The sequence below is a fragment of the Desulfobulbus rhabdoformis genome (assembly GCF_016919065.1).
In the GTDB taxonomy this organism is placed as follows: Bacteria; Desulfobacterota; Desulfobulbia; order Desulfobulbales; family Desulfobulbaceae; genus Desulfobulbus; species Desulfobulbus rhabdoformis.
The window spans coordinates 1-13,250 of the sequence record NZ_JAFFQA010000009.1; the positions used below are offsets into that span (position 1 = coordinate 1).

The window sequence follows — 13,250 nt, forward strand, 5'->3', positions numbered from 1 at the left end:
CCCCCCACCCTGCCCCTCTGACGTCCAGGCAAGCAGTTGCTCCAGCTGAGCAACAGAGACCGACTACTCAAAAAAAAACTGAAAATAAAGCATTCAAAGCCGTAGCCCCCCTCTCTTCACCAGTTCAAAAAGAGCAAAAACAACAAGATACTCAACAGGCAACGCCCCCCTCACCTCCCCCACGGGAACCTGTATCAACAACAATTGAAGCTTCAAATGAGCTCAAACCGGTTGCCTCGCTAGAGGATCGAAAAAAACATATTCGCCAGAACTGGGATGAATTTCTCAAATATGTACGTGATCGCCAGCCCTGGAGCGCCGCAGCCCTGCAGATGGCATCTTCGGTTGACCTGAAGGAAGATCAGCTTATTGTTCACTTTACTGATAGCGCGGACTGCACCATGCTCCGCCAGAAAAACAATATTCAGGGACTGAGCGAATATTTACTCGATTTTTTCCAGGAAAACCTGACTATCCAGTTCGAGGTGCCAGGTTCAGATGCCTGCTCCGTTGATCCGGCAAGTGGTCTGGCAGCCCAAAACGAACGACGGGCCCTGGCAAATGATCCCATTGTCCTGACAGCCCTGGATATTTTTACTGGCCAGGTGGGCGATATTCGCATAGGTCCCCGTTACAGGACCCCCAGTGAACAGTCAACGCATACAACGACGACAAACGATCCACCTTCCCAGGTCCTGGAAGACAGTTCGCAGTGAGGAGTTCCTCATCTCCTGCTGTTTTTTCTAACTTTCGATACAAAAGAGGTTTCTTATGGATATGAGTAGTCTCATGAAACAGGCTCAACAGTTTCAGGAAAACCTGGCTCAAGTACAGGAGGAGCTGGGTACCAAGGAAGTGAGCGGCTCTGCCGGTGGCGGCATGGTCACCGCGACCTTAAATGGAAAAGGCGTTGTTCTCGGGATTACTATTGAACAGGCGCTCGTCCAGCCGGAAAATACGCAGATGCTGCAAGACCTTGTTGTCTCGGCCGTCAACGACGGGCTGAATAAGGCTAAAGAATTGGGTAAATCGGAGATGGGGAAACTCACAGGTGGTATGAATATCCCCGGTCTTTTCTAGATGCAGGTTATCCCACCGGCACTTGATCGGTTGATTACCGATTTAACCAAACTGCCAGGCATCGGCCGTAAAACCGCAACCCGTCTTGCCCTCTACATTCTGCGCCATCCTGCAAGCGAGGCTAAAAATCTGGCCATGGATCTGGGACAGCTCCATGAGACGATCCATCTCTGCAGCGGTTGCTACACCTTCTCCGAGACAGACCCCTGCGCCATCTGTGGTAACCCGAGCCGCAACAGCCGGATCGTTTGCGTGGTTGAAGAACCCGGCGATCAAATTGCCGTAGAAAAAACCGGCGCCTTTAGCGGAACCTACCATATCCTCCATGGAGTTATTGCCCCCATGGATGGGATTGGCCCTTCGGAGCTGAAGATGGAGGAGCTGCGCAAACGCGTTCAATCCGGTCAGGTGGATGAGGTCCTCATTGCCACAAGTTCAACCGTTGCCGGAGAGGCGACCGCCTCCTACATTGCCGAGATGCTCGCCAATACGGGGATCGGCTTGAGTCGCCTCGCCTGTGGCATTCCCATGGGTATGGACATCAAGTACGCCGATGAACATACCCTCGCCCGTGCCATTCAGTCCCGCCAATCGGTCTCCCTGAACCCGTGACGGCTACAGGTCACGGATTCAGGGTCTCTTTTCTCCCTGTTACCGCCAAGCAATCAGAGGGAATTTCCCTTCTCTTCCCTTGAATCCGTGAGATATTCTCACACGAAAATAGACCAGACCATCTTCGTCGCGATTGCATACAGAAAGATCGCAAAAATACGTTTGAGCTTGTCCACAGGTAGAGCGTGTGCCAGCTTGGCTCCCAGCGGTGCAGTACAAACCGACGCACAGACAATGCCGGCCAGGGCTGGCAGGTAAATATAGCCAAGACTATAGGCGGGAAGACCTTCTGCATGCGGATTGTTAAGGATATAGCCAAGGGCCCCTGCAATGGCAATGGGCAGGCCAATGGCCGCCGAGGTGCCGATTGCCCGGTGAGCCTGAACGTTACACCAGACAAAAAACGGCACAGAGAGCGAACCGCCACCAATACCGACAAGCGCAGAAACAACGCCTATGACTGATCCAACACCAAACATGCCCGGTGCAGGGGGAAGCTCACGTGAAGCCTTTGGCTTTTTGCCAAAAAACATCTGGGTAGCCGCAGTGTAGAGAAAGATACAAAAAAAGCCTTTGAGAAAATCAGTCGAAAGATAGGCTGCCACTAAGGCCCCTAAAAATGTTCCCAACAAGACCCCGGGAACGATTCGACGAAAAATTCCCCAATCCACTGCCCCGCGGCGATTATGAGCCATGAGACTGGAGATCGAGGTAAAGATAATCGAGGCCAGGGAGGTTCCCAGGGCCAGATGCATCACATGCGTGGGGTCAATCCCCTGCAGGGGAAAACAGATAGCCAGAATGGGCACGATAACAAGCCCACCCCCTACACCAAGTAAACCGGCAATGATCCCGGCAACTACACCAACAGCGACATACATCGCCACAATTTCAAGTCCCATCTCTCTTCCTCTCTGTTAATTTTTCCTCTTTTTTGTATCTGTTGGGAAAAGCACCTGTTCAACGGCTTCTAGATGCCTTTGCATGGCCTGCCCCGCCATCTGGCTATCACCCGCTTCCAAGGCATCAATGATCTTCAAGTGTCCTTCCACCGAGGTCGAACGGCGAGTTGCACTCTGCAACCATGCGCTACGACTTTCATCAAGTATGGATTGCAGTGTCTCCATGACCCGGCCAAGTGTGCGATTTCCAGTACTCTCGGCAAGAATCTGATGAAAGCGAGCATCAAGATCGGTTGCCTCCCGACCGCCCAAAAGCGCTCGCCCCTGATCGCAGGCAACGACTTTTAACTGATCGAGATCGTCTTTGTTTATACGACTAGCCGCAAGTGCAGCGATGGGCGGTTCGATTATTTGCCTGAATTCGATAATTTCATGAAGCACATCTCTCCGGGCTGCAATGGCATCAAAAATGGCATCGACCTGTGCCCCCTGCTCCATGGTACTCAACAAATAGGTGCCATCTCCCTGTCTACTCTCAATGACTCCGCGCTCTGCCAGGGCCTGCAAGGCCTGGCGAAGATGACTCCGAGAGACGGCAAAACGCTCTGCCAGCCGTCTCTCTGCCGGCAGCTTATCGCCAACAGCGAGTTCTCCCTTTGCAATCATTGCTTGGATGCGTTCAATAATGCCGGTGTAGACATTTATTTTCTCCCCGCGCATCTCCTCATGACTCATCGATTTTCTCCCCCCAAACTCCCTCCAGCTCGCCCCTGATTTATCAGGTACAATCAGGCCATGGCTTCAGACAAATGGTTAACCAATTATGCAACAACAACTATCCCGTTCCCTCTCCCTTACTGACTCATCAAGTAACATGCTGTAAAAAAGAGATATCATTCCATGAGTTCGTCTCATTAATTGGTTAACCAATATAACATGATATTCTTTTTTCACAAGTCTATGCTTGCACAAAACGAATCAAAAAAATCATCCCCTGCTCACCTCGTACTCCAGAGGCATGCACGCGAAGCACAAGACTCGCGTTGCCCGTTCCTGCTCTTCGTCCCTCGATAGCGCGCTAGGAAGACGCTCGGCGGGATGTGATTTCGCAAGTGCCAATTCCCCTCGCAGTTTTCGTGTACACCGGGTACCCTGAGAGAAATCTTCACGTGCAACCCGAACACTGTGTTTGTTATGCAATCACCTCAATCGCTTCTACGCTCTATCCTCGCTCCCCTGGCTGGTGGCGCCCTTCTCTCTCTCCTGGCATGGGGACAAAAAAGTTTCTTCAACTTCACTGCGCCTTGGCCCTACTATATAGGCCCGGCGTTTGTGGGAGGCATTGCTGGTCTTTTTTGGGCGTACTCCTCCAATCAAAATGCCAAAGATAAGGTTGAGGCTGCCCAGCAAAACCTGCAACTCAACAGGCAAAATCAGGAGGGAGAGGAGCGATATCAACGTCTTTTTCAGCAAAGCCAGGCGGCTCAGCTCCTCATATCCCCAACCACCGGTGAAATAATCGGCGCAAATGAAGCTGCGCAGCATTTGTATGGGTATAGCGCAGAGCAGTTACGCGCCATGACCATCTTTGAAATAAATATCGATGCACGCCGCACCACGCAAAAAAACATCGATCGTGCTCTAGCTGGTAAACAACTGAATTTTCATTTTCAGCATCGGCGTAACTCAGGAGATGAAATACCGGTTGCCGTCTACACCGTTCCCCTGCCTCTCCAAGAACAGACGCTGCTGCATTCCGTTATTATTGACTTGAGCAGTCAGGACCGAGCAGAATCACACTTGCGGAGAAAAACCCTGGAGCAACGACTTCTGCTCGACTCTATCCCTGTGAGTATCTGGTATTTGAAAGATGCAGAAACCTATGGTTCTGTGAATCGAGCATTTGCAGAAAATTTTGGATTAAGCCCTCTGGAAATTGCCCACCATCGGCTTGATGCGGTATTACGCCCCAACATGCTTGCCCTGGCACTTGCAAGTAACCGTCAGGTGTTTGAAGGAAAAAAACCTCTCCATTACGAACAGTGGTTTAACTTCAGTGGTGACAACCCTCTCTATATGGCTATCACCAAAACGCCAAAGCTCGACGAACAGGGACAGGTGGAATTTGTGGTCTGTACCGCAACAGACATCACCACCATGCAACAGGCAAGAGAACTGCTGCGCATTGAACGCAATCTCCATATTGCGCTTACCGCAGCGAACTCTTTTGAGGAAACCTTGGAACTCTGCCTGAAAAAGGCAATAGAAATATCCCGGACCGACTGCGGTGGCCTCTATCAGCTGCAACCCGAAGACGGGGGGCTCCATCTGATGGTTCACCAGGGGCTGCCAACAGCATTTGTTGAAGAAGCCTCGGTGTACCCGGCAGATTCTGCCTACACTCGGCTCGTTCAAAAAAATAAACCCGTGTACTCATCCTTTAATCAACTCAGCAGGCAGCTGGCTGATACGGTGCTTTTTGATGACGCGTTGAAGGCGATAGCCATTCTCCCCATCACCTTTGAAGGAAAAGCCATCGCTGCACTCCACGTTGCCTCGCATGAACTGGAAGAAATCAGCAGTTATTCACGTGCCGCTCTGGAACGCATCATGGCTCATCTGGGCACCTTTCTCGTTCAAAAACAACAGGCAGCCCATATTCTTCGCAGCCAACGTAACCTGGAGTCGCTGTTTAATACCATCCGCGATATGGTCTTTATTCTGGACATGCAGGGACGCATCCGCTACCTCAATGCCGCTGCGATACATCGCCTGGGTTTTCACCCCTCAGAGCTGATCGGGAAACCGATTATCGGGCTCCATCCTCAAGAATATCAGCAAGAGGCTGAAGAACTCTGCGCTGCAATCATTGCAGGAACAAAAAATTTCTGTCCGTTCCCACTGTTAACCAAAGCGGGTGAGGAAATACCTGTTGAAACACACCTCACCCAGGGACAATGGAGCGGCAAAAAGGTTGTTTTCGGCCTGAGCCGGGATATCGGCAACAGACTGCAACTTGAACAGCAGCAGCGACAGCTGATGAAAAACGAGGGAATGGAACGGATGGCCGGTGCCATTGCCCACCACTTCAACAATCTGATTGCCATAGTAGTCGGCAACGTTGAACTGGCACTTGAACAAAGTGACATCACCTCAGAGGTCTTTACCTTTCTCAGCAGAGCCTTGGATGGCAGTAGAAGAGCCACAGATCTTGGTAAATCACTGCTCATATATACCGGTCATTTTGCAGAACAAAACGAACAAATTAACTTGAGTGATATCTGCCGTAATCAACTTGCTGAGATACGCTCGAACCTCCCCGAGAACATTTTGCTCTCAGAAGATTATCCTTCCCAAGGCCCGATGGTCATGGCTGACCCACAGCAACTCAACCGAGTCCTGGTTGCCCTTGTAACCAATGCCGTTGAAGGGATTGGCCAGCAGGCAGGCCAGTTGAACCTTCGGATCAGCTCAATCCCTGGATCAGACATCACCAGAACCCACCTCAACCCGGTTGGCTGGGAACCTGAGCAGATTACCTACGCCTGCCTTGAAGTCGTCGATAATGGCGGGGGCATAGATGTCATTCAGCTGGAAAGTATTTTCGACCCTTTTTACTCGGATAAATTTATTGGTCGTGGCCTAGGACTGCCACTTGCCTTAAGCATAGTTAAAAAACTTGAGGGTGCCATTTCTGTTCAAACCAGCCCCAATCAGGGATCTGTTTTTCAAGTGCTGCTGCCTGAAACTCACGCCTAAAAATTTCTATTTTGTAATTAACGCTTTATCCAATCCATTTACTTGACAAAGATTCCCCTGGTGCGACAATAGGATATCGTTTTTTTTTGATGAGGTGTATTTAAACCTCTTAAATACAACGATAATCCGGCCTGTTCGTTATCTGTTCGTACCGGAGAGGCTTCCTCTCCATAGTTTTACAAATGTCTGAAAATGGCTCACATACTTATTGTTGATGACAACACTATGCTCTGCGAACTGCTCAGCTCTCAACTGAGGAGTGCAGACCATACTGTTCTATCAGCCCTTACCTTGCAGGAAGCTCTCCAATTGGCACAGCAAGAAAGCTTCGACCTTATCCTGCTTGATGTCCAATTACCCGATGGAAACGGTCTTGATGCATTTCAACAATTCGCTCAAACCTCCTCCAGGCCCGAAATCATTATCATGACGGGGTCCGGCGATGCGGAAGGAGCAAAAAAGGCCATTCAGTCCGGGGCCTGGAGCTATCTCGAAAAACCCAATATTTTACAAAATTTGGTTTCCCCACTCACCCGTGCCTTGGAATACCGGGAGGAAAAAAAACGAATTGAGCAGGCGCCAGTCGCTCTGAAGCGTGAAGGGATCATTGGGAGCAGTCCGGTCATTAACTCTTCTCTGGATCAGGTCGCATGCGCAGCAGCCGGTGGGGCCAATGTTCTCATCACAGGGGAGACAGGTACCGGAAAAGAGGTTTTCGCCCGTGCCATTCATGAAAATTCACACCGAGGCACCAAGGCTTTTGTGGTTGTGGATTGTGCCTCACTCCCTGAAAACCTGATCGAAAGTACTCTTTTTGGCCACGTTAAAGGGGCCTTTACAGGGGCAGATCGCTCCGCGACCGGGCTGATTAAGCTTGCGGACGGGGGAACCCTCTTTCTTGATGAAGTGGGTGAGTTACCAGAACGCATCCAAAAAACCTTTCTGCGCGTACTCCAGGAGCGCAGTTTTCGTCCCCTTGGCTCAACCCGTGAAGAGCAAAGCAACTTTCGTCTTTTGGCAGCGACAAATCGTGATCTCAGCCAGAAAGTCAAGGACGGCAGCTTTCGCCCTGATCTTCTCTATCGCCTGCGATCACTCAGTTTACACCTCCCCCCTCTTCGGGAGCGTAAAGAGGATATTCGCCCCTTATGTCGCCATTTTCTGGTACGTCTCTGCGAAAGAACGCAAGTCAGTTCCAAAGAAATTTCGGATGAATTTTTCGAGACACTCATGGATTACGAATGGCCGGGCAATGTTCGCGAACTGCAGCAAACCCTGGAACAGGTGTTTGCCAATGCCATACACCACCCCACCCTTTTTGCCTATCACCTGCCAGCCCATATCCGTGTTTGTACCGCCATGCAAGGGCTGACACACGAAGAGCCACCTCCGCCAGCCACCGCCCCCGTCTCCTCCCTCCACCAAGGGCGGCCGACAGACTGGAAAAGCTTCAAAGCCGAGCAAGAACGTCAATATCTGCAACAGGTCTTCACCTATACCCGGGGCAATATAAAAGAATCCTGCAGGATTTCAGGACTTTCCCGCGCCCGTATCTACCAGCTCATCAACCTCCACAATCTATCAACCCAGCAAAAGGTGGCGTTTTAGCCTAACTCGGCTCAGCTCTCCTGATCCAACCAGAAAGCAGCACAGTACTGACTCTTAGTCTGTCGAATTCCTATACAGGTCTAAAAGAATAGACAGTCTTCTGTCTAAAAAAATAGACGTCTTGTCCTGTGCCTCGCCCACACCTGTCCAAATATCTCCGGAAACGCTTCAAAACCATGCACGTTCAAGGGCTTCGCCAGATATTATTTTTTTTATTAACTGGCAAAATACCTGCTTCTATTTAAATAAAATACGTCCTACTTCTTTTGGCGATCTCTGGAGGAGGTTATGCAAAAGATTTTTCTTTATTCCAGCAACTATTCCCCGGCTTTGCAGCGAATGCACCGGTATCTTTCGGGACTTTCCTTGAAACTGCAGATCATCTTACTGCCCCCGGGCTCTCCATTCTCTTCACCCGCAAGCCTGGAATTACGCTCCAATGATCTGCTCATCCTTGTTGCCGAAAATGATCAGGAAGTTGAAGTACTCTTGCGCAATCGTATTGATTATGAAGAGTTTCGTATTATTCTGATTTTAGCGCAACAGGCAGCCGTCACCTCCAACAGATATATGCTCCTGTCTCCACGGCTGGTCGCCTACCTTGACCACGATCTTCCCCGAGTTGCCGAATACCTCTCTAACATCTGCCGCATACAGACGGTGACTCGACAAGTGCCTCATCTTTTACGAACAAGTTTCAACAGCAAAGGCAATTTGACTAAAAGGCCCCATTGACCGCATCAATCTGGAGGCTTTTTATGTTTTATAAACTTAACCAAGCATGGTGCAGAAATGAATAACATGAAATTGGTAATTAAAATTGGTGGTGGCTTTGGTTTTATTCTCCTTCTCCTCCTTATCGTGGCGGCTTTTTCCTGGCGGGGGTTCAACAAGGCGGCAACAGGTATCGGCGAGTATGACCGGCGGGCAACGAACGCTACAGTTGCAGCGAAGATTCAGGAACATATGCTGGGAGTGCGGCTGGAGGTCAAGGAGTACATGATTAATCATACCCCCTCCAGTCGGGAGAAATACGAAGTCTCCATGGCCACATTGCAGGATGATCTGGAAACAACAAAAAACAGAATCAAAAACAAAGAGCGGCTACAAAAAATAACACGAATAGCTGAGGAAGTATCCCAGTACAAATCAGCCTTTGCACAGCTTATTCTCGACATCCAGGAAAGTGATCGCATCATAAATTCTGTTTTGCGTTCTTTGGGGCCCTCCATGCAGGCTGATCTGAAAGCAATCATGACCTCCGCAACCCAGATTGAGGACTCGGAATTGGTTGCCAAGGCCGCTGCCGCAGAGGAACATATGCTGCTTGCCCGACTCTATGCTCAACGTTTCTTGGCAACAGCCACCTCGCAAGACGCGGATCTCGTGGTTCAAGAAAACAAGGAGATGCAGCAGCTTTTGCAGCAGATCATGGCCGAGAACCCAGGTCAAAGAAAAGCGGCAGAAAACATCCTCGCGGATACTCATACCTATATTGAAGCTTTTAATCGCATGGCCAAAGCAACCATGGGAAGAAACATTGTTTACAACCAGACACTCAACACCATTGGTGCTGATATTGCTCAAGGCGTTGCAGAAATACGCGCCACCTATGTCAACGATCAAGAAGAACTTGGAGCTTCCCTGACAGCTTCAAGCAAAACAGCCATTCGCTCCATGCTGATTATTGCCTCCATAGCTCTTGTGATTGGCATTGGTTTTGCCACCCTCCTGACCCGGGCAATCACCGGACCGATTCGGAAAACTGCCGCCTTTGCCCAAACAATGGCAGGCGGTAATTTTACCACCAAACTTGCCGTGGATCAAAGGGATGAAATTGGCGACATGGCAGGCGCCTTGAATATGATGGTCGGCCAACTTGGTTCGATGATTCAGGAACTCATCACTGGGATCAGCAAGTTATCAATGTCTTCCACCGACCTTGCAGCTGTTTCCCAGCAACTCTCCTCTTCGGCAAAGAATACAGCAGATAAATCCGTTGCCGTGGCGGCAGCTACCGAAGAAATGAGCACAAACATTCAGTCGGTTTCCTCAGCAATGGAACAGTCAACCGGTAACGTCAACATGATAGCATCCTCAACCGAAGAGATGACCGCAACTGTCCACGAAATCGCAGAAAGCGCGGAGAAAGCGCGTACCATTACCGACAAGGCGGTGCAACAATCCCAGCAGACCACTGAGAAGATGGCGGAACTTGGTGAATCCGCGACCAAAATCGGAAGGGTAACCGAGACTATCACTGAGATATCCGAACAAACCAACCTGCTGGCACTTAATGCGACTATTGAGGCGGCCCGTGCCGGTGAGGCAGGCAAGGGGTTTGCCGTGGTCGCTAACGAGATCAAGGAGCTTGCCCGCCAGACCGCGGAAGCCACCGTTGATATTAAAAATCAAATCGCGGAAATGCAGACGACCACCAACCTGACCATTGAAGATATCGGTCAAATATCCGAAGTGATCCTGGAGATAAACATGGTGATCAACGCTATCGCCTCTGCGGTTGAAGAACAATCAGCTGCAACCACCGAAATATCCGGTAACATTGCCCAAACCTCGACCGGAATTGGAGAGGTGAACGACAATGTGGCTCAAAGCTCAATGGTTGTCGCTGATATTACAAAGAATGTGCAGGAAATAAGTCATCAGTCGTCTCAAGTTGGTGATGGATCCGCCCAGGTTCAGGCAAGCGCGCAATCACTTTCTGATCTTGCCTCACAACTCGAGATCATGGTGAAAAAATTCAAGGTCTGAATTGTGAAAGTCCCTCTCTTACCGACACTCTCCCGCTCTCAATGGGCGGGAGCGTTCTCCTCCCCCAGGACAGTTTCCTCAATATAAAACCCCATAATTCAAGATAATGGGTGCGGGCTCTCGGCAAGGGAACCACCTTCATCATACGCCTGCCCATCACCTAAGGGAATCTTGAATAATTGCTTTTTCTGCCAATCCCGGCGTCATGCTTAAAATTTTATCCTCGGAATATCATATATATGCCTGCGGTAAAATTTTGCGCAATCCTTGGCCTTGATTGAAAAATCTAATTATTCAAGCCCCCCTTAAGCCGTTTATGGCTCCTTCCTCTCTTCTCTTCCGGAAAGCCTTCTGGTTTGCCTCGTTTTTTTTGCCCCTCCTGGTATATTTTCAAAGTTCATTCTTTTTCAAATAGTTCGCCCCCTTTTCTCATAGGACCAACCATGGGTATCGCCACTGATATTATCCTTCTTGTCGTCACCGCCTTTTTCTGCGGACTCTTGATGCAGCGGCTGCACCAACCGCTCATCCTCGGATATATTTTTGCAGGTGTCATCCTTGGGCCGTACACCGGTGGACTCACTGTCACCGAGGTGCACGACATCGAACTCCTGGCCGAAATTGGAGTCGGTCTCCTTCTCTTTGCCTTGGGCCTGGAATTTTCCCATAAGGACCTGAAGCCGGTCAAATGGGTCGCTCTAATCGGGACCCCTCTCCAGATCGTCCTTACACTGACCCTGGGATTAGGCGTCGGTTCAATCATGGGCTGGGAAATAAAGACATCGCTCTGGTTCGGCGCCATGATTTCTCTTTCTTCAACCATGGTCATCCTCAAGACCCTGATGAATCAAGGGTGGCTGGGAACACTTTCCAGTAAAGTGATGATCGGCATGCTCATTGTCCAGGATCTGGCTGTGGTGCCAATGATGATTCTCCTTCCGCTTTTGAACGATCCGGCGGCAGGCATGGCCCAGCTGGGACCGGCTGCGGCAAAAGCAGTTGCCTTTCTCGTTGCCATGTTTGTTGTCGGAACCAAACTCATGCCCTGGCTCATGCGGCATATTGCCAAACTTGGTTCGCGTGAGCTGTTTCTTCTCTCCATCGTCGCCATTGGCCTGGGGGTCGGTTATCTCACCTACCTGGTGGGACTTTCCTTCGCTTTTGGGGCCTTTATAGCCGGTATGGTCCTGACTGAATCCGACTACGGTCACCAGGCCTTAAGTGACATCATTCCTCTCAGAGATATCTTTGGCCTGCTTTTTTTTGCCTCTGTTGGCATGCTCCTGGATCCTCAGTTTTTGGTTGATCATATCGGCATTATTATCTCTCTGGTCCTTTTGGTCAGTCTGGGGAAAGGGTTTATCTTCAGCCTGGTCACCTGGCTCTTTCGCTATCGCAACGTCATCCCCATTGCTGTCGGTTTAGGGCTCTTTCAGATCGGAGAATTTTCTTTCGTCCTGGCGCGTATTGGCCTGAGCACCGAATCCATCACAACCGAACTCTACAATCTTGTGCTGACCACGGCAGTCATAACCATGATTTTGACGCCCATTATATCCTCCCAAACCACTCGTCTCTACAACCTCAAAAAACGCTGGGTTCAAAAAGAACCCCTTGAGTCGATGAATATTCCGGAGGACGGGTTGAATCATCACGTGGTTATTGCCGGAGGAGGTCGGGTAGGACAACAGATTGCAATGACGCTGCACCGTCTGGGACAGCCATTTGTCCTGATCGAACTTGACCAACGCCGTATTGAGCAGGCTAAAGATGCTGGTTTTGCCGTAATTTATGGAGACGCTGGCCAAGAGGTTGTTTTGGAGGCGGCGTCCATTGGTTCTGCAGGACTTTTGGTGGTCACCATTCCCGGGATCGTGGTCTCGCAAAACATTGTTGTTCATGCTCAACGGTTCAACCCAAAGATTGAAGTCGTCGCCCGCTTATCTGATCCTGAATTTTTTAATGTGTTCGAAGAGCTCGACGTGACAGATCTTGTCTATCCTGAACTGGAGGCCGGCCTTGAAATGGCCCGTCAGGTCCTGCTGGCACTGCATGTGCCCGTCACCGAAATTCATCGGCAGACAGAGACTCTTCGGCAGGAATATTTTACCTCCAGTATGAGCCAGAGCAAACCTTATCAAACCCTCTCCCAGTTCCGTTCTGCTGAACAACAGTTTGATCTTGAATGGGTCAACCTTCACCAGACCTCAAGCCTGCGCAACGTTTCTATTGGCGCCTCTGAAATACGCAAAAAAACAGGGGTCTCGGTTGTAGGCGTTCTGCGTGAGGATATCTTGGAGCCCAACCCTGGGCCGCAGTTCCTGCTTCAAGAAAATGATCTAATCGCTATAATTGGATCAGGCGAAGCCCGTGAGCGGTTTCACCAACTGTTTTTTGCTGAAAAAGGGAAAGAGGCGTCCCCGGTTGCCATAGCCCAATAAAGATTTTTTTCTCTTTTTTATAGCTCCAAAGTAAAAAACGAGATGAAAGGTTTGCATCACCCTAACGGTTGTGGTA

The 13,250-nt window shown here is 50.0% G+C and carries 9 protein-coding genes and 1 pseudogene; 8 read left to right on the plus strand and 2 right to left on the minus strand.

Annotated features, from left to right (window positions below):
* From JWJ90_RS06460 to recR, 3 genes and pseudogenes are all read left to right on the plus strand, one after another.
* Positions 1 to 716, plus strand: a pseudogene (locus tag JWJ90_RS06460) (hypothetical protein); the annotation flags it as partial.
* A gap of 55 nt (positions 717 to 771) precedes the next feature.
* The gene (locus JWJ90_RS06465; RefSeq protein ID WP_205226391.1) at positions 772 to 1,080 is read left to right on the plus strand and encodes a YbaB/EbfC family nucleoid-associated protein; all 309 of its coding nucleotides are present in this window, start codon (positions 772 to 774) and stop codon (positions 1,078 to 1,080) included.
* Complete coding sequence (recR, locus tag JWJ90_RS06470; RefSeq protein ID WP_205226392.1) at positions 1,081 to 1,692, plus strand: recombination mediator RecR; 612 nt, start codon at positions 1,081 to 1,083, stop codon at positions 1,690 to 1,692.
* Positions 1,693 to 1,790: 98 nt separating this feature from the next.
* On the opposite strand, the gene JWJ90_RS06475 is transcribed toward recR, so the two are convergent.
* Positions 1,791 to 2,594: a sulfite exporter TauE/SafE family protein gene (locus JWJ90_RS06475; RefSeq protein ID WP_205226393.1), complete on the minus strand. Its 804-nt coding sequence runs from the start codon at positions 2,592 to 2,594 to the stop codon at positions 1,791 to 1,793.
* 15 nt (positions 2,595 to 2,609) lie between these two features.
* On the minus strand, positions 2,610 to 3,329 hold the full coding sequence (locus tag JWJ90_RS06480) for a FadR/GntR family transcriptional regulator (RefSeq protein WP_205226394.1): 720 nt from the start codon (positions 3,327 to 3,329) through the stop codon (positions 2,610 to 2,612).
* Between the two features lie 459 nt (positions 3,330 to 3,788).
* Here JWJ90_RS06480 and JWJ90_RS06485 point away from each other — a divergent pair, with 459 nt between their 5' ends.
* From JWJ90_RS06485 to JWJ90_RS06505, 5 genes are all read left to right on the plus strand, one after another.
* Positions 3,789 to 6,353: a PAS domain S-box protein gene (locus JWJ90_RS06485; RefSeq protein ID WP_205226395.1), complete on the plus strand. Its 2,565-nt coding sequence runs from the start codon at positions 3,789 to 3,791 to the stop codon at positions 6,351 to 6,353.
* Positions 6,354 to 6,545: 192 nt separating this feature from the next.
* On the plus strand, positions 6,546 to 7,961 hold the full coding sequence (locus tag JWJ90_RS06490; protein ID WP_205226396.1) for a sigma-54-dependent transcriptional regulator: 1,416 nt from the start codon (positions 6,546 to 6,548) through the stop codon (positions 7,959 to 7,961).
* A gap of 288 nt (positions 7,962 to 8,249) precedes the next feature.
* A complete protein-coding gene (locus JWJ90_RS06495) occupies positions 8,250 to 8,696 on the plus strand; it encodes a hypothetical protein (RefSeq protein WP_205226397.1) in 447 nt (148 codons plus the stop codon).
* A gap of 66 nt (positions 8,697 to 8,762) precedes the next feature.
* Positions 8,763 to 10,733 (plus strand): methyl-accepting chemotaxis protein, encoded by a 1,971-nt coding sequence (locus JWJ90_RS23165; protein ID WP_240194788.1) that lies wholly within the window; start codon positions 8,763 to 8,765, stop codon positions 10,731 to 10,733.
* Between the two features lie 443 nt (positions 10,734 to 11,176).
* Positions 11,177 to 13,174 (plus strand): monovalent cation:proton antiporter family protein, encoded by a 1,998-nt coding sequence (locus tag JWJ90_RS06505; RefSeq protein WP_205226398.1) that lies wholly within the window; start codon positions 11,177 to 11,179, stop codon positions 13,172 to 13,174.
* The last annotated feature ends 76 nt before the right edge of the window (positions 13,175 to 13,250 follow it).

Bases quoted from the DNA above. Each gene is read 5' to 3' on its own strand.
- JWJ90_RS06505 (WP_205226398.1), top strand. From the start codon at position 11,177: ATGGGTATCGCCACTGATATTATCCTTCTTGTCGTCACCGCCTTTTTC.
- JWJ90_RS06480 (WP_205226394.1), bottom strand. From the start codon at position 3,329: ATGAGTCATGAGGAGATGCGCGGGGAGAAAATAAATGTCTACACCGGC.
- JWJ90_RS06475 (WP_205226393.1), bottom strand. From the start codon at position 2,594: ATGGGACTTGAAATTGTGGCGATGTATGTCGCTGTTGGTGTAGTTGCC.
- JWJ90_RS06465 (WP_205226391.1), top strand. From the start codon at position 772: ATGGATATGAGTAGTCTCATGAAACAGGCTCAACAGTTTCAGGAAAAC.
- recR (WP_205226392.1), top strand. From the start codon at position 1,081: ATGCAGGTTATCCCACCGGCACTTGATCGGTTGATTACCGATTTAACC.
- JWJ90_RS06495 (WP_205226397.1), top strand. From the start codon at position 8,250: ATGCAAAAGATTTTTCTTTATTCCAGCAACTATTCCCCGGCTTTGCAG.
- JWJ90_RS06485 (WP_205226395.1), top strand. From the start codon at position 3,789: ATGCAATCACCTCAATCGCTTCTACGCTCTATCCTCGCTCCCCTGGCT.
- JWJ90_RS23165 (WP_240194788.1), top strand. From the start codon at position 8,763: ATGAAATTGGTAATTAAAATTGGTGGTGGCTTTGGTTTTATTCTCCTT.
- JWJ90_RS06490 (WP_205226396.1), top strand. From the start codon at position 6,546: ATGGCTCACATACTTATTGTTGATGACAACACTATGCTCTGCGAACTG.